Raw genomic sequence first — 16,685 nt, forward strand, 5'->3', positions numbered from 1 at the left:
GTGACGTGCCGGGGATGGGGAGCAACCATTGCGGCGACGAAGATGCGCCGGGGAGAGACCATTTCGGTGACGGCACCCGGGGGCTCGAGCTTGTCCCTATCTCTCGTCAGTGGCCCCAAGGTCTCGCCAACCCCCCCACCCATGCGGGTGAACTGGGTGTTCCATTCCCGAATGCCCCGTTGAGCGAGGAGCACCTCATGACCCCCACGACCTCCACCCCCGCCACGTTCCACGGCAACCGTGTGGACCAGCAGTTCATCGCCGGCCAGTGGCGAGACGGCGCCACCGGGCAGCGCAAGACGGACATCAACCCGTACACGGACGACGTCGTGGCCGAGTTCACCCTGGCCACGGAGGAGGACCTCGACGAGGCCTACCGCGCCGCCGCCGAGGCCCAGAAGGCGTGGGCCGCCACCGGGCCCGGCGAGCGCTCCGCCGTCCTGCGCCGCGCCGCCGCGATCATGGAGGAGTGCCGCGAGGAGATCGCGGACTGGCTTGTGAAGGAGTCCGGCTCCACGCGCATCAAGGCCGCCGCGGAGATCGGCTCGGCCATCGCCATCACGTACGAGGCCGCCACGTTCCCCACCCGCGTGCACGGCACCATCCACCCCTCCAACGTCCCGAACCGCGAGATGCGCGTGTACCGCAAGCCGATCGGCGTCGTCGGCGTGATCTCCCCGTGGAACTTCCCGCTCCACCTGTCCCAGCGCTCGGTGGCCCCCGCGCTGGCGCTGGGCAACGCCGTCGTGCTCAAGCCCGCCTCGGACACCCCGGTGACTGGCGGCACCCTGCTCGCGCGCGTGTTCGAGGAGGCCGGCCTGCCCGCGGGCGTGCTGTCCGTGGTGGTGGGCGCCGGCTCCGAGATCGGCGACGCCTTCGTCAAGCACCCCGCGCCGCGCCTGATCTCCTTCACGGGCTCGACTCCGGTGGGCAAGCAGGTCGGCGCCAACGCCGTCTCGGGGGACACCCTGAAGAAGGTCGCGCTCGAGCTGGGCGGCAACGCGCCGCTCGTGGTGCTGGACGACGCGGACCTCGACGCCGCCGTCGACCAGGCCGTGCAGGGCGGCTACCTCCACTCCGGCCAGATCTGCATGTCCGTGCAGCGCGTGATCGTGGACGAGAAGGTCTACGACGAGTTCCTCCCCAAGTACGAGGCCGCCGTGCGCGGGCTCAAGGTGGGCGACCCCGACGCGGAGGGCGTGCTCGTGGGCCCGGTCATCAACGACACCCAGCTGGAGACGCTCAAGAAGAAGATCGCCAGCGCCGAGGCCGACGGCGCCCGCGCCCTCGTGGGCGGCGAGATCACCGGCCGCGTGGTGCCCCCCTTCATCTGGGTGGACGCGACGCCGGACATGGAGATCACCCGCGAGGAGATCTTCGGGCCCATGACCGTGGTGCTCCAGGCACGCGACGAGCAGCACGCGCTGGAGCTGGCCAACGACCACGAGTTCGGGCTGTCCTCCTCCGTGTTCACCCAGGACCTGGACCGCGGCCTGCGCTTCGCGGAGGGCACCGAGGCCGGCATGACCTACATCAATCAGATGAGCGTCCAGGACGAGGCCCACGTGGCCTTCGGCGGCGCACGGAACTCGGGGCTCGGGCGCTTCAACGGCGAGTGGGCCATCGAGGAGTTCACGACCGACCACACGATCGGCGTGACGCGCCTGGGCTGACCCAGACCGGCTACGCGACGCCCCCCTGCTGAGTGACGAGCCCTGCGATATGGCCCCTAAAACCCGCTGATAGGGGCCATATCGCAGGGCTCGTTCCCGGGTGCCGCGGGTGCGAGGTGAGGCGAGCGGAGCACCTCTCCTGCACAGGTGCGGAAACCTCAGCCGTGGTCCCCAGATCCCGCTCCGCGCGCCCCGATCGCCCACGCGGAGCACCAGCCTGGTCGCATGCCGCGACCCCTCGCTCCTCTCGCCACGTCGCTTCCTACGATTTTGACCGTCCCGGAGGGACGAGAGGCCGGCCTGAGCCGCGCCCGGCTCCGCGCACCGGACCTGGTCGCGATCGGCCACGGCCTGCGCATGAGCCGGGATGTCGAGGCCACGTGGACGGACTATCTGCGCGCCGTCCAGTCGCTGAACCCCTCGGGGGTGTTCTCCCACGCCACGGCCGCGCGGATCTGGGGGATGTGGATCCCGGGCCGGCTGCTCGAGGATCCGCGGGTCCATCTCGCGAAGGAGCGCGGCCACGGAGGACGGACGAGTCGGTCGGGCCTGGTCATGCACCAGCTCCAGCCGGACGCACCCGTGATCGAGTACCGGGGTCTGCGTCTGACCGCCCCCGCCTGGACTTGGGTGGACCTCGCCCATCACCTCTCTGTCGAGGACCTCGTGGTCGCTGGGGACAGCCTGCTGCCGTCACCGCACGGGGCGGAGGCGCGCCGTCTCGGTCACCTGCCTCCCCGGGCCACCACGGTGGAGCAGATGCGGCGTCTCGCGCACGCACGGAAGAACGTCCGCGGCATCGTGCGGGCCCGCGCCGTGCTGGACCTGTTGCGCACGGGCGCGGATTCTCCGCCGGAGTCGCGGCTACGGCATCGGCTCCACGAGGCGGGATTCCCCGAGCCTCAGGTGAATCCCCCGATCCGCTTGAGCTCCGGGGAGACGGTCCGCGTGGACCTGGCCTGGGAGGAACTGCGGCTGTGCCTCGAGTTCGACGGCGACCAGCACCGTACGGATCGGGCTCAGTGGCAGCGGGACCGGGCGCGCAGGCGTGGCCTCGAAGCCGACGACTGGGCCGTCACCTGGGTCGCGGGCGAGGTCTTCACACGCGGCGGCTGGCCCCGCTTCGTCGGGGATCTGTCCCGTCTCATGCGTCGCCAGGCCACCCGTCGCGGCGCGGTGCTGCCGCCGGGACTACCGGGGGAGTGAGGCGGCGGCGCGCGCCGGCGTCGTGGTCTGCCTTCACGGGACGATGAGCCCTGCGATATGGCCCCTATAACGCCCCGGAAAGGGCCATATCGCAAGGCTCGTCGCAAGAACCGCCCCGCCTCACCGCTTCCGGTACAGCCCCTTCTTCTGGAAGACCGGGTCGCTCGTCACGAGCATGCCCAGGGACCGGAAGATGCCCTCGTCCACGGAGCCGAGGATCGTCGTCGTGTGGACGTCGCACTTCTCCAGGTTGGCCAGCTGGTCGACGGCGGCCCGCGCGTTCTCGTCGGTCGCGGCGGACACGGACAGGGCGATCAGCACCTCATCCGTGTGAAGGCGCGGGTTGGACGAGCCCAGGTGGACGGTCTTGAGGGTCTGGATCGGCTCGATGGCGGCGGGGGAGAGCAGGTGCACGTCGTCGGACAGGCCGGCTAGCACCTTCAGCGCGTTCAGCAGCATGGCCGCCGAGCAGCCCAGCAGCTCCGAGGTCTTGCCGGTCACCAGGGTGCCGTCCGCCAGCTGCACGGCCGCGCCGGGCTCACCGGTGCGCTCGGCCACCAACTGCGCGGCACCCACCACCGGACGGTCCTCCGAGCTCAGGCCCAGCTTGGACATCACCAGGGCCACGCGCTCGGACTCGGTGTCGTCCGCGCCCTCCAGGGCCTCGTTGACTTGAGCCTTGTAGTAGCGCCGGATGATCTCCTGTTTCGCGGCCGCCTGGCACACCTCGTCGTCCACGATCGCCGCGCCGGCCATGTTCACGCCCATGTCCGTGGGGGACTTGTACGGGGTGGTGCCCGTGACCTTCTCCAGCAGCGCGGACAGCAGCGGGAACACCTCGACGTCGCGGTTGTAGCTCGTCACCCGCTCGCCGTACTCGGCCAGGTGGAACGGGTCGATCAGGTTGATGTCGTCCAGGTCCACGGTGGCGGCCTCGTAGGCGGCGTTCACCGGGTGCTCGAGCGGCAGGTTCCAGATGGGGAACGTCTCGAACTTCGCGTAGCCGGCCGGGATGCCCCGCTGCCGATCGTTGTACACCTGGCTCAGGCACGTCGCCAGCTTGCCGGAGCCCGGGCCGGGGGCCGTCACGACGACGAGGTCCCGCGTGGTCTCGGACCACTCGTTGGCACCGAAGCCCTGCTCCGAGACGATCGTGGACATGGCGTGCGGGTAGCCGGGGATCACGCGGTGGCGGGCCACCTTCAGGCCGAGCCGCTCGAGCTTCTCAAGGAACGCCAGCGCACGGTGGTTGGCGTCCTCCAGCTGCGTGACCACCACGTGCTCCACCAGGAACCCGCGCTCCCGGAACACGTCCACGAGGCGCAGGACGTCGTCCTCGTACGTGATGCCCAGGTCCGCGCGGACCTTGTTCCGCTCGAGGTCCTTGGCGTTGAAGCACACCAGGATCTCGGTCTCGTCCTTGATGCGGTCGAGCATCGCGATCTTGTTGTCCGGGGTGAAGCCGGGCAGGACGCGGGAGGCGTGCAGGTCGTCGAACAGCTTGCCGCCCATCTCCAGGTACAGCTTCCCGCCGATCTGGCGGCGGCGTTCCTGGATGTGCTGGGACTGGAGCTCGATGTATTTCGCGCGGTCGAAGCCGATCGGGTGGGTGGCCGCGGCGGCGGCGGTGGCCATGGTGGGGACGCTGTCAGCGGTGCCGGTCATGGACCTCCAGCATAGCCCGTCTCATCGGCCGAGCCGGTGTCCGCCACCCAGTCCGTCTCCGGGTCGTCGTAGGAGCGGGTGCGGCCGGTGCGCAGGTCCGTGACGTCCATGACGCCCGTCTCCGGGTGGTACCGGACCGACTGGTGGGAGGCCTGGTCCACCACCGTGATGGCCTGTGTGTCCGGGTCGAAGTCCGCCACGCGCACCCGGCCCTCGTCCTCCTCGGCGGGGCCGAACACCGGAAGCGGCATGCGCTCCCGCGCGCGGGCCGCGCGTCGGACGGCCCGCGCGTGCGCCTGCTCCGCGAGCCGGCGCAGGCGGTCCAGCTGGTCCCTGTCCTGGCTGACGTCCGCGCCGGGCAGGCGCCACTGGTAGCGGTACGCCAGCATGCGCACCGTGAAGATGAGCAGCGCGATCAGGAAGCCCGTGAACGCGTTCAGGGCGCCGCGCTGCGCCACGAGCTCCGCCACGGCCGCTCCCACCACGGCGGGCATCACGTACACGCCGCGGGGGTCGAAGATGGACGGCACCTCGTTGGCCACGATGTCCCGCAGCACGCCGCCGCCGAGGGCGCCCACGGTGGCCACCACCACCACGGACACCGGGTGCACGCCCATCGCGTGGGCGATCATCACACCGGAGACCGTGAACAGGGCCAGGCCCGCCGCGTCGAACAGCGTGATCGTCAGGTTCAGGCGGTTCGGGTGGATCGCCTTGACGTACACCAGCAGGGACACCAGCACGGGCGGGGCCAGGTAGATCGGGTCCTGCAGCGACGCCGGCAGGCCCCGGTCCAGGACGATGTCCCGGGTGATGCCGCCGCCCAGGCCCGCCAGCAGGGCCAGCGCCACGGAGCCCACCAGGTCGAAGTCTTTGCGTGCGGCCAGCAGGGCGCCGGAGACCGCGAAGAAGAACACCCCCACCAGGTCCAGGGCGGTCAGCAGCCAGGGGACGTCGGCCAGCTCGGCGAACAGCTGCGGCAGGGCCACGGCGGCTCCTTTCCAGGGGGAGGGGTCAGCGGCGGGAGGCGGCGTCGTCGCCCTCGACGGCGCGGTCCATGCCATTCTCCTCGACCTGCGGGGTGGGAGTGGTGGGCTCCTGGCCGCTCTCGCGCGGCGGGTCGTCGGGGCTGCCCTGGTCCCGGACGTCCGGCACGGGCGGGGCGTCGTCCGGGTCCATGCGCTGGCGCTGGGTCTCCCCGGTGATCTCCGCGCCCGGGGCCATCCACTCCCGGCGCAGGGAGACCACGCGCAGCGCCAGGACCACGAGCATCACCGCGAGCATCGTGTAGATGCTCAGCCACTCGGCCTGGCCCAGCGCGGAGGTGGCGGCGGCGCCGATCAGCGCCGGCACGGCGTACCAGCCGCGCCCGCCGAACACGGCCGGGGGCTCGCCCGCCACCACGTCCCGCAGCAGGCCGCCGCCCACCGCCGTCACGAGCCCGAGCACCGCGGCCGAGACGGGGGAGAGCCCCCCGAGCAGCGCGATCCGGGTGCCGACCACGCAGTACACGGCCAGTCCCACCGCGTCCACGAGCATCACGGCGTGCTTGCCGCGCTCCCCGTCGAACACCTTGAAGAACACGGCAAGGCACGCCAGCACGGGCAGGATCAGGTACCACGGGTTGCGGAACGCGGCCGGGACGTCCTGGTTGACGATCAGGTCGCGGATCACGCCGCCGCCGGTGCCCACCATGAGCGCCAGCAGCAGCGAGCCGACGATGTCGTACCCCTTCCGGACGGCCAGGATGGCGCCGGAGATCGCGAAGAAGAACACGCCCACCAGGTCCACCGTCGTGACGATCTGGGTCACGGCCTGGGCCACCTGGCCGGTCTCGTCGACGGCGGAGGGCAGGTCGCGCTGGAGCTCTTCCGGGTTCTTGGGGGTCGTGGTCAGCAGCCAGACGGCGACGGAGGAGGTCAGCATGGGGTCACGGTAGCGGGGACGCTCCTGTGGTGTCCGCGCAGCCCGGGGCGGCGCCCGTCATGTCAGGGGAGGCGGGTAGGCGCTCCAGTCGTCGTCCGGAGCCGACGCCGGGCCCCTGTCGGTCAGAGAGCGGATGTAGGCGCCGAGGTAGGGAAGGGCGAAGCGGAGGTACCCGTGTCCGTCCGGTTGCACGTAGCCGCTGTCGATAAGTCGGTTCCGATACTGATTCACATACTGGCTGTAGGAGCCGAGGCGCGCGGTGATGTCGCCGATGCGGGATCGCTCCTCGTCGACAGCCATGGCGCGGAGGAACTCCTGATCCTTGGCGGAGAGGTCGTTGAAGACCTTTGACAGCACGCGGTCCATCACCGCCTGCAGCCCCCGGGCGCGGGCTGCCTCGGCGGCAGACAGGTCGATCCGGGGCTGGTTCGGCCGGTGTCGCCACGCGTAGTCGCCCAGCAGCTGGACGAGGTAGGGGTAGCCCTGGGCCGCGGCGATCAGCATCTCCAGGGCTTCTGCGGTGAACTCCCGGCCGCCGAGGCGTGCCGTCTCCGCGAGGACGTGGCGGGTCTCCTTCGGAGAAAGTCGGTGGAAGTCGGCGGTCCGGGAGCGGCGGAGAAAGGTCGTGTGCTCCTGCCGTACGAGTTCGTCGAGGTCGACCTTGATGCCGGCGAATGCCACGACGATGTCTGCTCCGCGGCTGATGGCATGGGAGATCTCCCGTGCGACGGCGCTGACCTCTCGCAGGCGCGTCTTGCCCGAGGAGACCTCGTCGATCGTGATGAGGATTCCGCGCACCCCGGCATGTTGGGCAACGGTCACCAGATCATTGCGCATGAGTGGACGAGAGGGACGCTCTGTGACCTCCCACGCGGCGGAGAAGTGCCAGAGCCCCAGTTCCTTGAGCTCACGTTTGGTCTGCCGGGGTAGGGAATTCACGACGTCTGGCAACGTGCTCTCCACCAGCCGGCGTTGGAGGCCCGCGCTGGCATCCTCGCTGATCACGAGCCAACCAGCATCTCGGGCGAGGTCTTCGATCCGCTGCAGCATGGAGGTCTTTCCGGCGCCCCTCAGCCCGGACAGGAGGACGGACTGGTTCTCGCCGAAGTCATGGTCTTGGAAAACTCTGCCCATGTCGCGGAGCAGGTCTTCGTGGCCGCCGAACACGAGGGGACGCCGCCCGTACCCCGGCGTGAAGGGGCTGTTCGGCTGGTCTGGGCAGGGCACGGGATCGCGCATGCTCACATCGTATTTGTTTTTTTTGTTCGGCAGACCCGTCAGCGCCCGCCGAACTCGGCGGCCAGGCGCGCCGCGAGGCCCGTGTAGCCGGCGGGCGTGAGGGCGAGGAGGCGCGTCTCGGCGTCGTCGGACAGGCCCAGGCCCTGCACGAACTCGCGCATGCGGGCGGCGTCCACACGCTGGCCGCGGGTGAGCTCCTTGAGGCGCTCGTAGGGATTGTCCATGCCCGGCACGCCGGCGATCGCCTTGGCGCGCATGACGGTCTGGATCGCCTCGCCGAGGACCTCCCAGTTCGTGTCGAGGTCCTCCGCCAGCACGGGCTCGGCCACCTGGAGCTGGCCCATGCCCTTGGTGACGTTGGTCAGGGCGAGCACCGAGTGGCCGAGGGCCACGCCGATGTTGCGCTGCGACGTCGAGTCCGTGAGGTCGCGCTGCCAACGGGACTCCACGAGGGTGGCGCCCAGCGAGTCGAGCAGGGCGCAGGAGAGCTCGAGGTTGGCCTCGGCGTTCTCGAAGCGGATCGGGTTCACCTTGTGCGGCATGGTCGAGGAGCCGGTCGCGCCGGCCACGGGGATCTGCGCGAAGTAGCCGATGGAGATGTAGCTCCACACGTCCACGCAGAAGCCGTGGAGGATCCGGTTGAAGCGCGCGACGTCGGCGTACAGCTCCGCCTGCCAGTCGTGGGACTCGATCTGGGTGGTCAGCGGGTTCCAGGTGAGGCCGAGGTGCTCCACGAAGGACCGGGAGAGGGCCGGCCAGTCCGCGTCGGGCGCGGCGGCGAGGTGGGCGGCGTAGGTGCCGGTGGCGCCGTTGATCTTGCCCAGGTACTCCTGGCCGGCGATGCGCCGGGTCTGGCGGGTCAGGCGATGGACGAACACGGCCATCTCCTTGCCCAGCGTGGTGGGCGTGGCCGGCTGGCCGTGCGTGCGGGAGAGCATGGGGGTCTCGGCGGCCTCGGCGGCCATCGCGGAGACGGTGGCCACGGCGGCGCGGGCGGCCGGCAGCCAGACCTGCTCGACGGCGTCGCGCACGCCCACCGCGTAGGCGAGGTTGTTGATGTCCTCGGAGGTGCACGCGAAGTGCACGAGCGGCTTCAGCCGGCCCAGGCCCAGCCCCTCGAGGCGGTCGGCGATGAAGTACTCGACGGCCTTCACGTCGTGCACCGTGACCTTCTCGGTGGCCGCCAGCTCGGCCACGGACTCCGCGTCGAAGTCCGTGACGATCGCCCGCAGGCCCGCCTGCTGCTCGGCCGTGAGCGGCTCGAGACCCGGCAGCACACGGTGCTCGGCCAGGTGGATGAACCACTCGACCTCCACGTGGATGCGGTTGCGGTTCAACGCCGCCTCGGACAGGTGCTCCACGAGCGGCTCCACCGCCGCACGGTAGCGGCCGTCCAGGGGGCCGAGGGCGATGCCGGCCTCGGCGAGGGAACGGCGGTGGGCGGTGGACGCGGGCGCGGGCGCGGGCTGCGAGGTCATGGCCCCCATTCTGGCAGGCGCCGCGGACGCCCGCCGAAGGCGACGACCGGGTCCGTCCTCGACCGCGACGGGGTGGCGAGTGCAACATCGAGTGCAACATGCGGACGCGCCTGGTGGCCCGGGGCGCGACGGACCTACCGTGGCTGACGTCGCCGTCGCCCGGCGTCGGCATGCCGAGAGGGATGAGGAGACCGAGATGACGGAACGGACCGGGCAGGCCCACGAGGCTGGGACGATCGACCGGCTGATGGCCGGGTGGGTCGCCGACGTCAAGACCCCGGACGCCTGCGCCGCCCACCTGCTCTGCGGCCGCTGGCCGGCCGACGCCGTGGCGTTCCGGTTCGTGGCGGAGGACATGTCCGCCGTCGACCTCACCTTCGGCGAGCTGGCCGACCGCTCCCGCCGCCTCGCCACCGGCCTCGCCGCCCGCGGCGTCACGCGCGGCGACCGCGTGCCCGTGATGATGTCCAAACGGGAGGAGCTCGTCATCACGCTGCTGGCCCTGTGGCGGCTCGGCGCCGTGCACGTGCCGCTGTTCACCGCGTTCGCCGCGGGCGCCGCGCGGATGCGCATCGAGGGCGCGGCGGCGCGGCTCGTCGTCGCCGAGCCCCGCCAGGCCGAGAAGCTCACGGACATCCCGGGCATCGAGATCATCCGCACCGGCCCGGAGTGGGACGCGCTCGCGGACTCCGCGCCGCTGGCCGAGGACGTCGCCGTCGGCGGGGACGGGCCGATCGCCCTGCTGTTCACCTCCGGCACCACCGGCCGCCCCAAGGGGGTGCCTGTGCCGCTGCGCGCGGCCGCCGCGTTCGCCGTCTACCTCACGTGCGCGGTGGACCTGCGCCCCGAGGACCTGTTCTGGAACGCGGCCGACCACGGCTGGGCGTACGGGCTGTACTACGGGATCGTCGGCACGCTGGTGCTCGGGGCGACCTCGGTGCAGTACCGCGGCGCCTTCTCCCCGGCGACCATGGTCGAGGTGATCCGCTCGCAGGGCATCACGAACCTCGCCGGCGCCCCCACGATGTTCCGCGCGCTGGCCAAGGCCGGGGAGGTCACCGAGGACGCCCCGCTGCGGCTGCGGCGCGTGTCCACGGCGGGGGAGCCGCTGCCGCCGTCCGTGTTCGAGTGGGGCCGGACGGCCCTCGGCACGGAGATCCGCGACCACTACGGCCAGACCGAGCTGGGCATGGTCATCTGCACCCTCGCGCACCCCGAGCTGGCCGCGCCGCCCCGCCCGGGTTCGATGGGTGTGCCCCTGCCGGGGATCGCCGCCGAGATCCGGGACGGGCAGATCGCGATCGACGCGGCCTCGCCCCTGTTCTGGTTCCCCGGCTACCTCGGGGAGCCGGAGAAGACCGCGGAGCGTTTCACCCCGGACGGGCGCTGGTACCTGACCGGGGACACCGCCCGGCAGGACGACGACGGCTGGTTCTTCTTCTCCTCCCGGGACGACGACGTGATCCTCGCCGCCGGCTACCGGATCGGCCCGTTCGACGTGGAGTCCGTGCTCATCGACCACCCGCGGGTGCAGGAGGTCGCCGTCGTCGGCCTGCCGGACCCGGAGGGGGTGCGGGGCGAGGAGGTCGTGGCGTTCGTGGTGCCCGCCGGGGCCGTCGCGGACCCGGACGCCCTGGCGGCCGAGCTGCAGGCCAAGGTCCGCGACGAGTACTCCAAGCACGCCTACCCGCGCCGGGTGCACTTCGTGGACCGGCTGCCCAAGACCCCCTCCGGCAAGCTGCAGCGGTTCCTGCTGCGCCAGGGCGCCGCCGGCTGACTCAACGGTGCACGAGCCGCAGGAACGCGCCGATCATCGGCAGGTCCTCGGGGCGGGTGGGCAGCGCGTCCGCGAGGGCGGGGGAGTGGACGAGGTAGGCGGCCCACTGTCCGCGCGAGATCGACACGTTGAGCCGGTTCCGGTTCAGGAGGAAGTCCAGCCCGCGCGGCACCTCCTGCGGTGAGGACGCCGCCATCGTCAGGATCGCGACGGCGGCCTCCCGGCCCTGGAACGTGTCCACGGTGCCGACGGCGGTGCCCTCGAGACCGGCAGCGTCGAGCGCCTCCCGGACCGTGGCGACCTGCGCGTTGTACGGGGCCACCACGATCACGTCGGACGGCTCGAGCGGTCGGCCGGGATCGTCCGGGCCGGTGGACCAGGTGCGGCCGAGCAGTGACCGGATGATCTCGACGACGGCCGCGGCCTCCTCCGGCGAGGACACCGCGTTGCCCGTGTGGGAGACCGGCCACGGGTGCAGCCCGGGCTCCACCCCGTCGAGCCGGCGGGCGTCGGTCCGCGGGGTGTGCGAGCGCAGACGGCCGGCGTAGGAGAGCTCGGAGACCGCGCGGGTGAGCGCCGAGTGCATGCGCCAGGAGCGGTCCAGGAAGAAGCCCCGCTCCGGGCGGAGGGTGGCCTGCCCCTCGATCAGCCAGTCCAGGGCCGCATCACCCACCGGCTCCGGGTGGATGCCGCGGGTGACCTGCGGGAGCTGGCGGGGGTCGCCGAGCAGGAGCAGCGTCGTGGCCGCGGATCCGGCGGCGAGGGTGTGCGCAAGGGAGAACTGGCCCGCCTCATCGATCACGAGCAGGTCGACGCCGGAGAACGCGTCATGGGCGAAGGTCCAGGGGGTGCCTCCCACCACGCGCCCCGGTCCGACGACCCCGCCGGCCTCCTTGTTCTGGATCTCTTCCCACAGGGCGTCCGGGTTCGGCTTCGCCCGGCTGGAGATCGCCTTGGCGACGCGTTCGGCGGGCACGCCGATCGAGAGGAGCTTCTGCAGGAAGTTCTCCACGACCGCGTGGGACTGTGCCGTGACACCGACGCTCCAGCCGCGCTCGAGGAGCGCCTTCACCGCGTGGCTGCCCACGTGCGTCTTGCCGGTGCCGGGAGGTCCCTGCACCGCGACGTACGAGCCGCGGGCGGACTCGAGAGCCTCCACGAGCAGGGCGGTGCGGTCTAGCGCACGCTCGGAGTCGGCGACGATCTCCGGGAGCGGACGGCTCGTCGTCGTCGGCGTGCGCCGGGCGAGGATGTCCACGCACGCGGACGCGCCGGGTGCGGGCAGTGCGCCCGCCGCGTCCGTGGCAGCCGCGAGCTCGCGGATGCGCGCCTCGAGGCTGTCCGTGGGGACCTTCGCGTAGTGGAAGGCCGCCATGGGCAGCTGGTCGAACGGCTCGGCGCCGCGGGGCAGCTTCTCACGCAGCCGCAACACGGAGCGTCCGTCCGGCAGATTCTCCACCTCCTCCACGTCCATGTTCAGGCCGATCCAGCGCACCGCGTTCGGCTGCAGCTCGGCGTGAACCGGAAGGTCCTCGTAGACGGACTTCACGGTGGCACCCGGCACGAGCAGGGTGCCGGGCTCGAGCGAACCGGTCACCCGGAGCACCCGCTGCAGGGCGTGCCGGCTGGTCGGCCGGTTCCAGTCCTCCACGACGTCGACCCGGTCCACGACCACGTTGGCACGGGGCTCCTGCCACTCGTCCACGGGGGAGACGCCCCGGTCGAAGTATGCCCACCACATGGGCTTCTCCTCGCGACGGTAGAACCCGAGGCCGGCCGCGAGCAGGGCGACGCCCCGCTCCTCCGGCCCAGGCACTGCCTCCGCGCCCGGCGCGGGCACCAACGCGAGCAACGCGGCCGTGAGGTCCTGCTCGGGCTCCGGCGCGGCCTCGACCAGCGGTTCGTTCTCGCTCGCGGCGTCGTCGGCGGGACGGTCCGCGACGGCCGCCTCCTCGGGCTCGACCTGCGCCAGCAGCCAGTCCCGCAGCCGCGCCGTGGAGACGCAGTCGTACCGGTTGTAGTCCTCGATGTCGGCGCGGATCGCCCTCGCGACCTCGGTGTCCCCGGCCTCCATCGCGGCGACGTACCGGTGGTACTCGGTGACGCTGTCCGCCGCCGTCGTCACGCCGTCCTCCGCCCGGTGCTCCGCCCCCATGTAGAGGGGCTCCAGCTTCTTGATGGAGTAGCTCGGCACACCGGCCCGCAGGGCGGCGCGGACCGTGGAGTAGAGGTCCACGAACAGCCCCGCGCGCAGCCAGTCGTCCAGCTCGCGCTCGCCCACACCGTGGCGCACGGTCAGGCGTTTCAGCGCGGTGACCTCGTACGCGGCGTAGTGGTAGATCCGCATCCCCGGGTGGGCCGCGCGTCGCGCCTCCACGAACGCCACGAACTGCTCGAGCGCCGCCCGCTCGGCGGCACGGGTGTCCGCCCACAGACCCGTGAACCGGAAGTCGGCCGAGGCGGTGCGCGCGGTGTCCCCACCCGGCGCCTCGACCCAGCCCCACAGGTACTCGAGGCCCTCCATGCTCCCGTCCGCGGAGACCCACAGCGGGTCCCCCTCGAAGTCGAAGAAGACGTCTCCGGCGTCCGGCGCGGGCAGCCCCGCCACGGCGCGCGGGTCCACGATCCGATGCGGCGGCAGCCCGTCCGCCCCGGCCGGCTCCAGCTGGATCGCCGCCTGTTCCCGCAGCGCCTCCCACGTGCGGCGGGCCATGCCCTCCGGCGGTGCGACGGACACCGCGAGCTGCTCGATGGTCGTGATGCCGGCCTCGCGCAGCCGGGTGCGCTGCAACCGCGTGGCCCCCGCCGTGAGCAGCACGTCCCGGTGCTCGGCGACGGCCTCCTCGCACGCCTCGCATGCGCCGCAGACGCTCAGGCGGTCGTCGCCCCAGCGAGTGGGCTCCCCGGCGGCCACGTGATCCTGCAGCAGCGCCTCCAGCCGGGCGCGCTGGTGCCGGTACACCGGGATCACCTCGTCCAGGTCCGCGACGTGCCGGGAACCGTCCCCGAGCCACAGGCTGCCCTGCCGCGCCCGCGGCACGTCCATGCCGTCCAGCAGGTCCGCGTACGCGGCGATCTGCAGCAGCGCCGTCACCCGCGCATGCCGGGCCAGCTTCGTGTCCACCACCTCGTACGCGCCCTCGGGGTGCTCCTCGTCCGTGCGGAGCACGAGGAAGTCGGCCAGGCCGCCGAACGCGCCGTCGTGCAGCATCCCCTGGAACACGACGGCGGGACGCGCGGCCAACGCCGCCGCGGTGCGCTCTTGGGCGGCCCGCACGCCCTCGGGCGTGTAGCGCTCCGGGCGGGCGAGCCGGACCACCTGGTCCGCGCCGTGCTCCGCCTCGAGTCGCGCGAGCACGCGGGACTCGTGCTCGTCCCCGAGGCGGGAGACCCGCTCGAGGAACGCATCCGCCACGCCGATCCGCGGGGCGCGCCCGAGCGCGGGGTCCACCGTCCCCCGCAGCCACCCGTAGGTGCACGTCGCGGCGGCGGTGATGTCCGAGGGGCTGAGCATGAAGGAGGCGCGGTCCGGCGCGAAGGTCACCATGCCGTCACCCTAGACAGGAGCCGCGGACACGATGGGCAGGGCCCGCGCACACGGTCCCGGCGCGCCTCGCCCCGGCGGCGGCAGGGTGGGGCCGGCGCGCGTCACACACCGGGCCGGACTTGACGTGGGTCACATCCAGGGAGTTACCTAATGATCGTTCAGTAATTCTCTGCGCCGCCGCGCCGGCGCGCCCCTGCCGGCAGGGAGGCCCGCCCATGACCGAGACCGCCCACCACCCCATGCTCGCGGAGGACCGCGTGGCACGGTGGCTCGGCGTCACCCTGGAGGCCGCCGAGAAGGACCACGCGCGCATCCGGATGACGCTCACCGAGGACCAGCACAACGGCTTCGGCCTGGCCCACGGCGGCGCCGTCTTCGCGTTCGCGGACACGTGCTTCGCGCTGACCTGCAACGACCCCGCCTCGGACGGCTCCACCCTCACCGTGGCCTCCGGCGTGGACGTCAACTTCCTCGCGGCCACCCGCGCCGGGCAGACCCTCGTCGCGGAGGGCCGCCTGGTCGCCGCCGCCGGCCGCTCGGCCGTCTATGACATCACCGTCACCACCGACGACGGCACCCCGGTGGCCGCCTTCCGCGGCCGCTCCCGCACCATCCCCGCCCCCGGACGCTGACCGGCGGACGCACCCGCCGGTGCGCCGCCGTCGTCGACCGCCGCCCGACCCCGCATCCCCAGGAGAACGCCATGCTCGAGGCCTCGATCCCCAACCCGTACACGCCGGCACCCCTGCCCGCCCCCGCCGACCGCGGGGCCCCGGACCCCGAGGAGACGATGAGCCGGGACCAGATCGAGGCGCTCCAGTTCGAACGCCTCCGCTGGACCCTGCACCACGCCTACGAGAACGTGCCCGCGTATCGGGAGCACTTCGACGCGCACGGCGTCCACCCCTCGGACTTCACGGAGCTCGGGGACCTCGCCAAGTTCCCGTACACGGACAAGGAGTTCCTGCGGAAGAGCTACCCGTTCGGCGCCTTCGCCGCCACGGGCCCCGAGCTGCGTCGCATCCACGCCTCCTCCGGCACCACCGGCCAGCCCACCGTGGTCGGCTATACCGACGACGACCTGGCCACGTGGGCCACCCTCGTCGCCCGCTGCTTCCGCGCCGGCGGCATCCGCCCCGGTGACCGCGTGCACAACGCGTACGGCTACGGCCTGTTCACCGGCGGCCTCGGCGCCCACTACGGCGCCGAGCGCATCGGGGCGGCCGTGATCCCGATGTCCGGCGGGCAGACGGAGAAGCAGGTGCAGCTGATCACCGACTTCCAGCCGCGCGCCATCCTCTCCACGCCCACCTACCTGCTGACCATCGCGGACGGCTTCAAGAAGCTCGGCCTGGACCCCCGCGAGTCCTCCCTCGAGGTCGCGATCCTCGGCGCCGAGCCGTGGACCGAGGAGATGCGCCGCGAGATCGAGCAGACCTTCGACCTCGACGCCCTGGACATCTACGGCCTCTCCGAGGTCATGGGCCCGGGCGTGGCCGGCGAGTCCGCGGCCACCAAGGACGGCTCCCACATCTGGGAGGACCACTTCCGCCCCGAGATCATCGACCCGCTCACGGACGAGGTCCTCGAGACCGGCCGCCACGGCGAGCTCGTCTTCACCTCGCTCACCAAGCAGGCGCTGCCGATCATCCGGTACCGCACCCACGACCTCACCCGCCTGCTGCCGGGCACCACGCACCCGGGCCACCGCCGCATGGGCCGCATCACCGGCCGCTCGGACGACATGATCATCCTGCGCGGTGTGAACCTGTTCCCGTCGCAGATCGAGGAGCTGGCCCTCAAGGAGCCGGCCCTGTCGCCGCACTTCACCCTCGAGATCACCCGCCCGGACCGCATGGACCAGATGGCCGTGAACATCGAGCGCCGCGATCATGCGACCCTCGAGGAGGCCCAGGCCTGCGCCGCGCACCTGCGCATGGAGATCAAGACGAAGATCGGCTCCTCGTGCGTGATCAACGTGGTGGAGCCGGAGTCCCTGGCCCGCTCCTCCGGCAAGCTCAAGCGGATCTACGACCTGCGCGACCAGGCCTGATCCCGTCCCCGCGGCCGATCCCGACGCCGGGGTGCCCGGTAGAGTGGACCGGTGCGCCGTCGCTGTCCCTTATACACCACTCACGCTCCCAACGACAGCGGACGCTTAGGACGGGGAGGCA

At 72.0% G+C, this 16,685-nt stretch carries 11 protein-coding genes; 5 read left to right on the plus strand and 6 right to left on the minus strand.

From position 1 onward, the window contains the following. Positions 1 to 197 precede the first annotated feature (197 nt). Both FLM69_RS05495 and FLM69_RS05500 read left to right on the plus strand, forming a co-directional pair. Complete coding sequence (locus FLM69_RS05495; RefSeq protein ID WP_061866820.1) at positions 198 to 1,673, plus strand: aldehyde dehydrogenase family protein; 1,476 nt, start codon at positions 198 to 200, stop codon at positions 1,671 to 1,673. A 270-nt stretch (positions 1,674 to 1,943) separates the two neighbouring features. Beyond that, positions 1,944 to 2,879 (plus strand): hypothetical protein, encoded by a 936-nt coding sequence (locus tag FLM69_RS05500; protein WP_141843403.1) that lies wholly within the window; start codon positions 1,944 to 1,946, stop codon positions 2,877 to 2,879. Between the two features lie 120 nt (positions 2,880 to 2,999). Here the strand turns inward: FLM69_RS05500 and FLM69_RS05505 are convergent, their stop codons facing one another. Genes FLM69_RS05505 through purB form a run of 5 tightly spaced genes read right to left on the minus strand, consistent with a single transcriptional unit; the run spans position 3,000 to position 9,187 of the window. Further along, positions 3,000 to 4,544 (minus strand): DUF1846 domain-containing protein, encoded by a 1,545-nt coding sequence (locus tag FLM69_RS05505; RefSeq protein WP_061866822.1) that lies wholly within the window; start codon positions 4,542 to 4,544, stop codon positions 3,000 to 3,002. Further along, positions 4,541 to 5,533 (minus strand): trimeric intracellular cation channel family protein, encoded by a 993-nt coding sequence (locus tag FLM69_RS05510; protein ID WP_010080076.1) that lies wholly within the window; start codon positions 5,531 to 5,533, stop codon positions 4,541 to 4,543. The genes FLM69_RS05505 and FLM69_RS05510 overlap by 4 nt, the downstream gene beginning before the upstream one ends. A gap of 25 nt (positions 5,534 to 5,558) precedes the next feature. Beyond that, positions 5,559 to 6,470 (minus strand): trimeric intracellular cation channel family protein, encoded by a 912-nt coding sequence (locus FLM69_RS05515; protein ID WP_141843405.1) that lies wholly within the window; start codon positions 6,468 to 6,470, stop codon positions 5,559 to 5,561. 57 nt (positions 6,471 to 6,527) lie between these two features. Further along, entirely contained in the window at positions 6,528 to 7,709 is a 1,182-nt protein-coding gene (locus FLM69_RS05520) for an ATP-binding protein (protein WP_010080078.1), read from the minus strand. Positions 7,710 to 7,747: 38 nt separating this feature from the next. Then, the gene (gene purB / locus FLM69_RS05525) at positions 7,748 to 9,187 is read right to left on the minus strand and encodes an adenylosuccinate lyase (protein WP_141843407.1); all 1,440 of its coding nucleotides are present in this window, start codon (positions 9,185 to 9,187) and stop codon (positions 7,748 to 7,750) included. Positions 9,188 to 9,383: 196 nt separating this feature from the next. On the opposite strand from purB, the gene FLM69_RS05530 reads away from it, so the two are divergent. Further along, complete coding sequence (locus tag FLM69_RS05530) at positions 9,384 to 10,964, plus strand: AMP-binding protein (RefSeq protein WP_141843409.1); 1,581 nt, start codon at positions 9,384 to 9,386, stop codon at positions 10,962 to 10,964. A gap of 1 nt (position 10,965) precedes the next feature. On the opposite strand, the gene FLM69_RS05535 is transcribed toward FLM69_RS05530, so the two are convergent. Then, positions 10,966 to 14,511 (minus strand): bifunctional RecB family nuclease/DEAD/DEAH box helicase, encoded by a 3,546-nt coding sequence (locus FLM69_RS05535; RefSeq protein WP_141843410.1) that lies wholly within the window; start codon positions 14,509 to 14,511, stop codon positions 10,966 to 10,968. 215 nt (positions 14,512 to 14,726) lie between these two features. On the opposite strand from FLM69_RS05535, the gene FLM69_RS05540 reads away from it, so the two are divergent. Both FLM69_RS05540 and FLM69_RS05545 read left to right on the plus strand, forming a co-directional pair. Next, positions 14,727 to 15,143: a PaaI family thioesterase gene (locus FLM69_RS05540; protein WP_020624995.1), complete on the plus strand. Its 417-nt coding sequence runs from the start codon at positions 14,727 to 14,729 to the stop codon at positions 15,141 to 15,143. Positions 15,144 to 15,214: 71 nt separating this feature from the next. After that, the gene (locus tag FLM69_RS05545) at positions 15,215 to 16,564 is read left to right on the plus strand and encodes a phenylacetate--CoA ligase family protein (protein ID WP_049146481.1); all 1,350 of its coding nucleotides are present in this window, start codon (positions 15,215 to 15,217) and stop codon (positions 16,562 to 16,564) included. Positions 16,565 to 16,685 lie beyond the last annotated feature (121 nt).

This window comes from Micrococcus sp. R8502A1, assembly GCF_006704135.1.
GTDB classification, from domain to species: Bacteria; Actinomycetota; Actinomycetes; order Actinomycetales; family Micrococcaceae; genus Micrococcus; species Micrococcus luteus.

Excerpts from the sequence above, each read along its gene's own strand:
- FLM69_RS05495 (WP_061866820.1), top strand. The coding sequence starts at position 198 with ATGACCCCCACGACCTCCACCCCCGCCACGTTCCACGGCAACCGTGTG.
- FLM69_RS05505 (WP_061866822.1), bottom strand. The coding sequence starts at position 4,544 with ATGACCGGCACCGCTGACAGCGTCCCCACCATGGCCACCGCCGCCGCC.
- FLM69_RS05515 (WP_141843405.1), bottom strand. The coding sequence starts at position 6,470 with ATGCTGACCTCCTCCGTCGCCGTCTGGCTGCTGACCACGACCCCCAAG.
- FLM69_RS05520 (WP_010080078.1), bottom strand. The coding sequence starts at position 7,709 with ATGCGCGATCCCGTGCCCTGCCCAGACCAGCCGAACAGCCCCTTCACG.
- purB (WP_141843407.1), bottom strand. The coding sequence starts at position 9,187 with ATGACCTCGCAGCCCGCGCCCGCGCCCGCGTCCACCGCCCACCGCCGT.
- FLM69_RS05530 (WP_141843409.1), top strand. The coding sequence starts at position 9,384 with ATGACGGAACGGACCGGGCAGGCCCACGAGGCTGGGACGATCGACCGG.
- FLM69_RS05535 (WP_141843410.1), bottom strand. The coding sequence starts at position 14,511 with ATGGTGACCTTCGCGCCGGACCGCGCCTCCTTCATGCTCAGCCCCTCG.
- FLM69_RS05540 (WP_020624995.1), top strand. The coding sequence starts at position 14,727 with ATGACCGAGACCGCCCACCACCCCATGCTCGCGGAGGACCGCGTGGCA.
- FLM69_RS05545 (WP_049146481.1), top strand. The coding sequence starts at position 15,215 with ATGCTCGAGGCCTCGATCCCCAACCCGTACACGCCGGCACCCCTGCCC.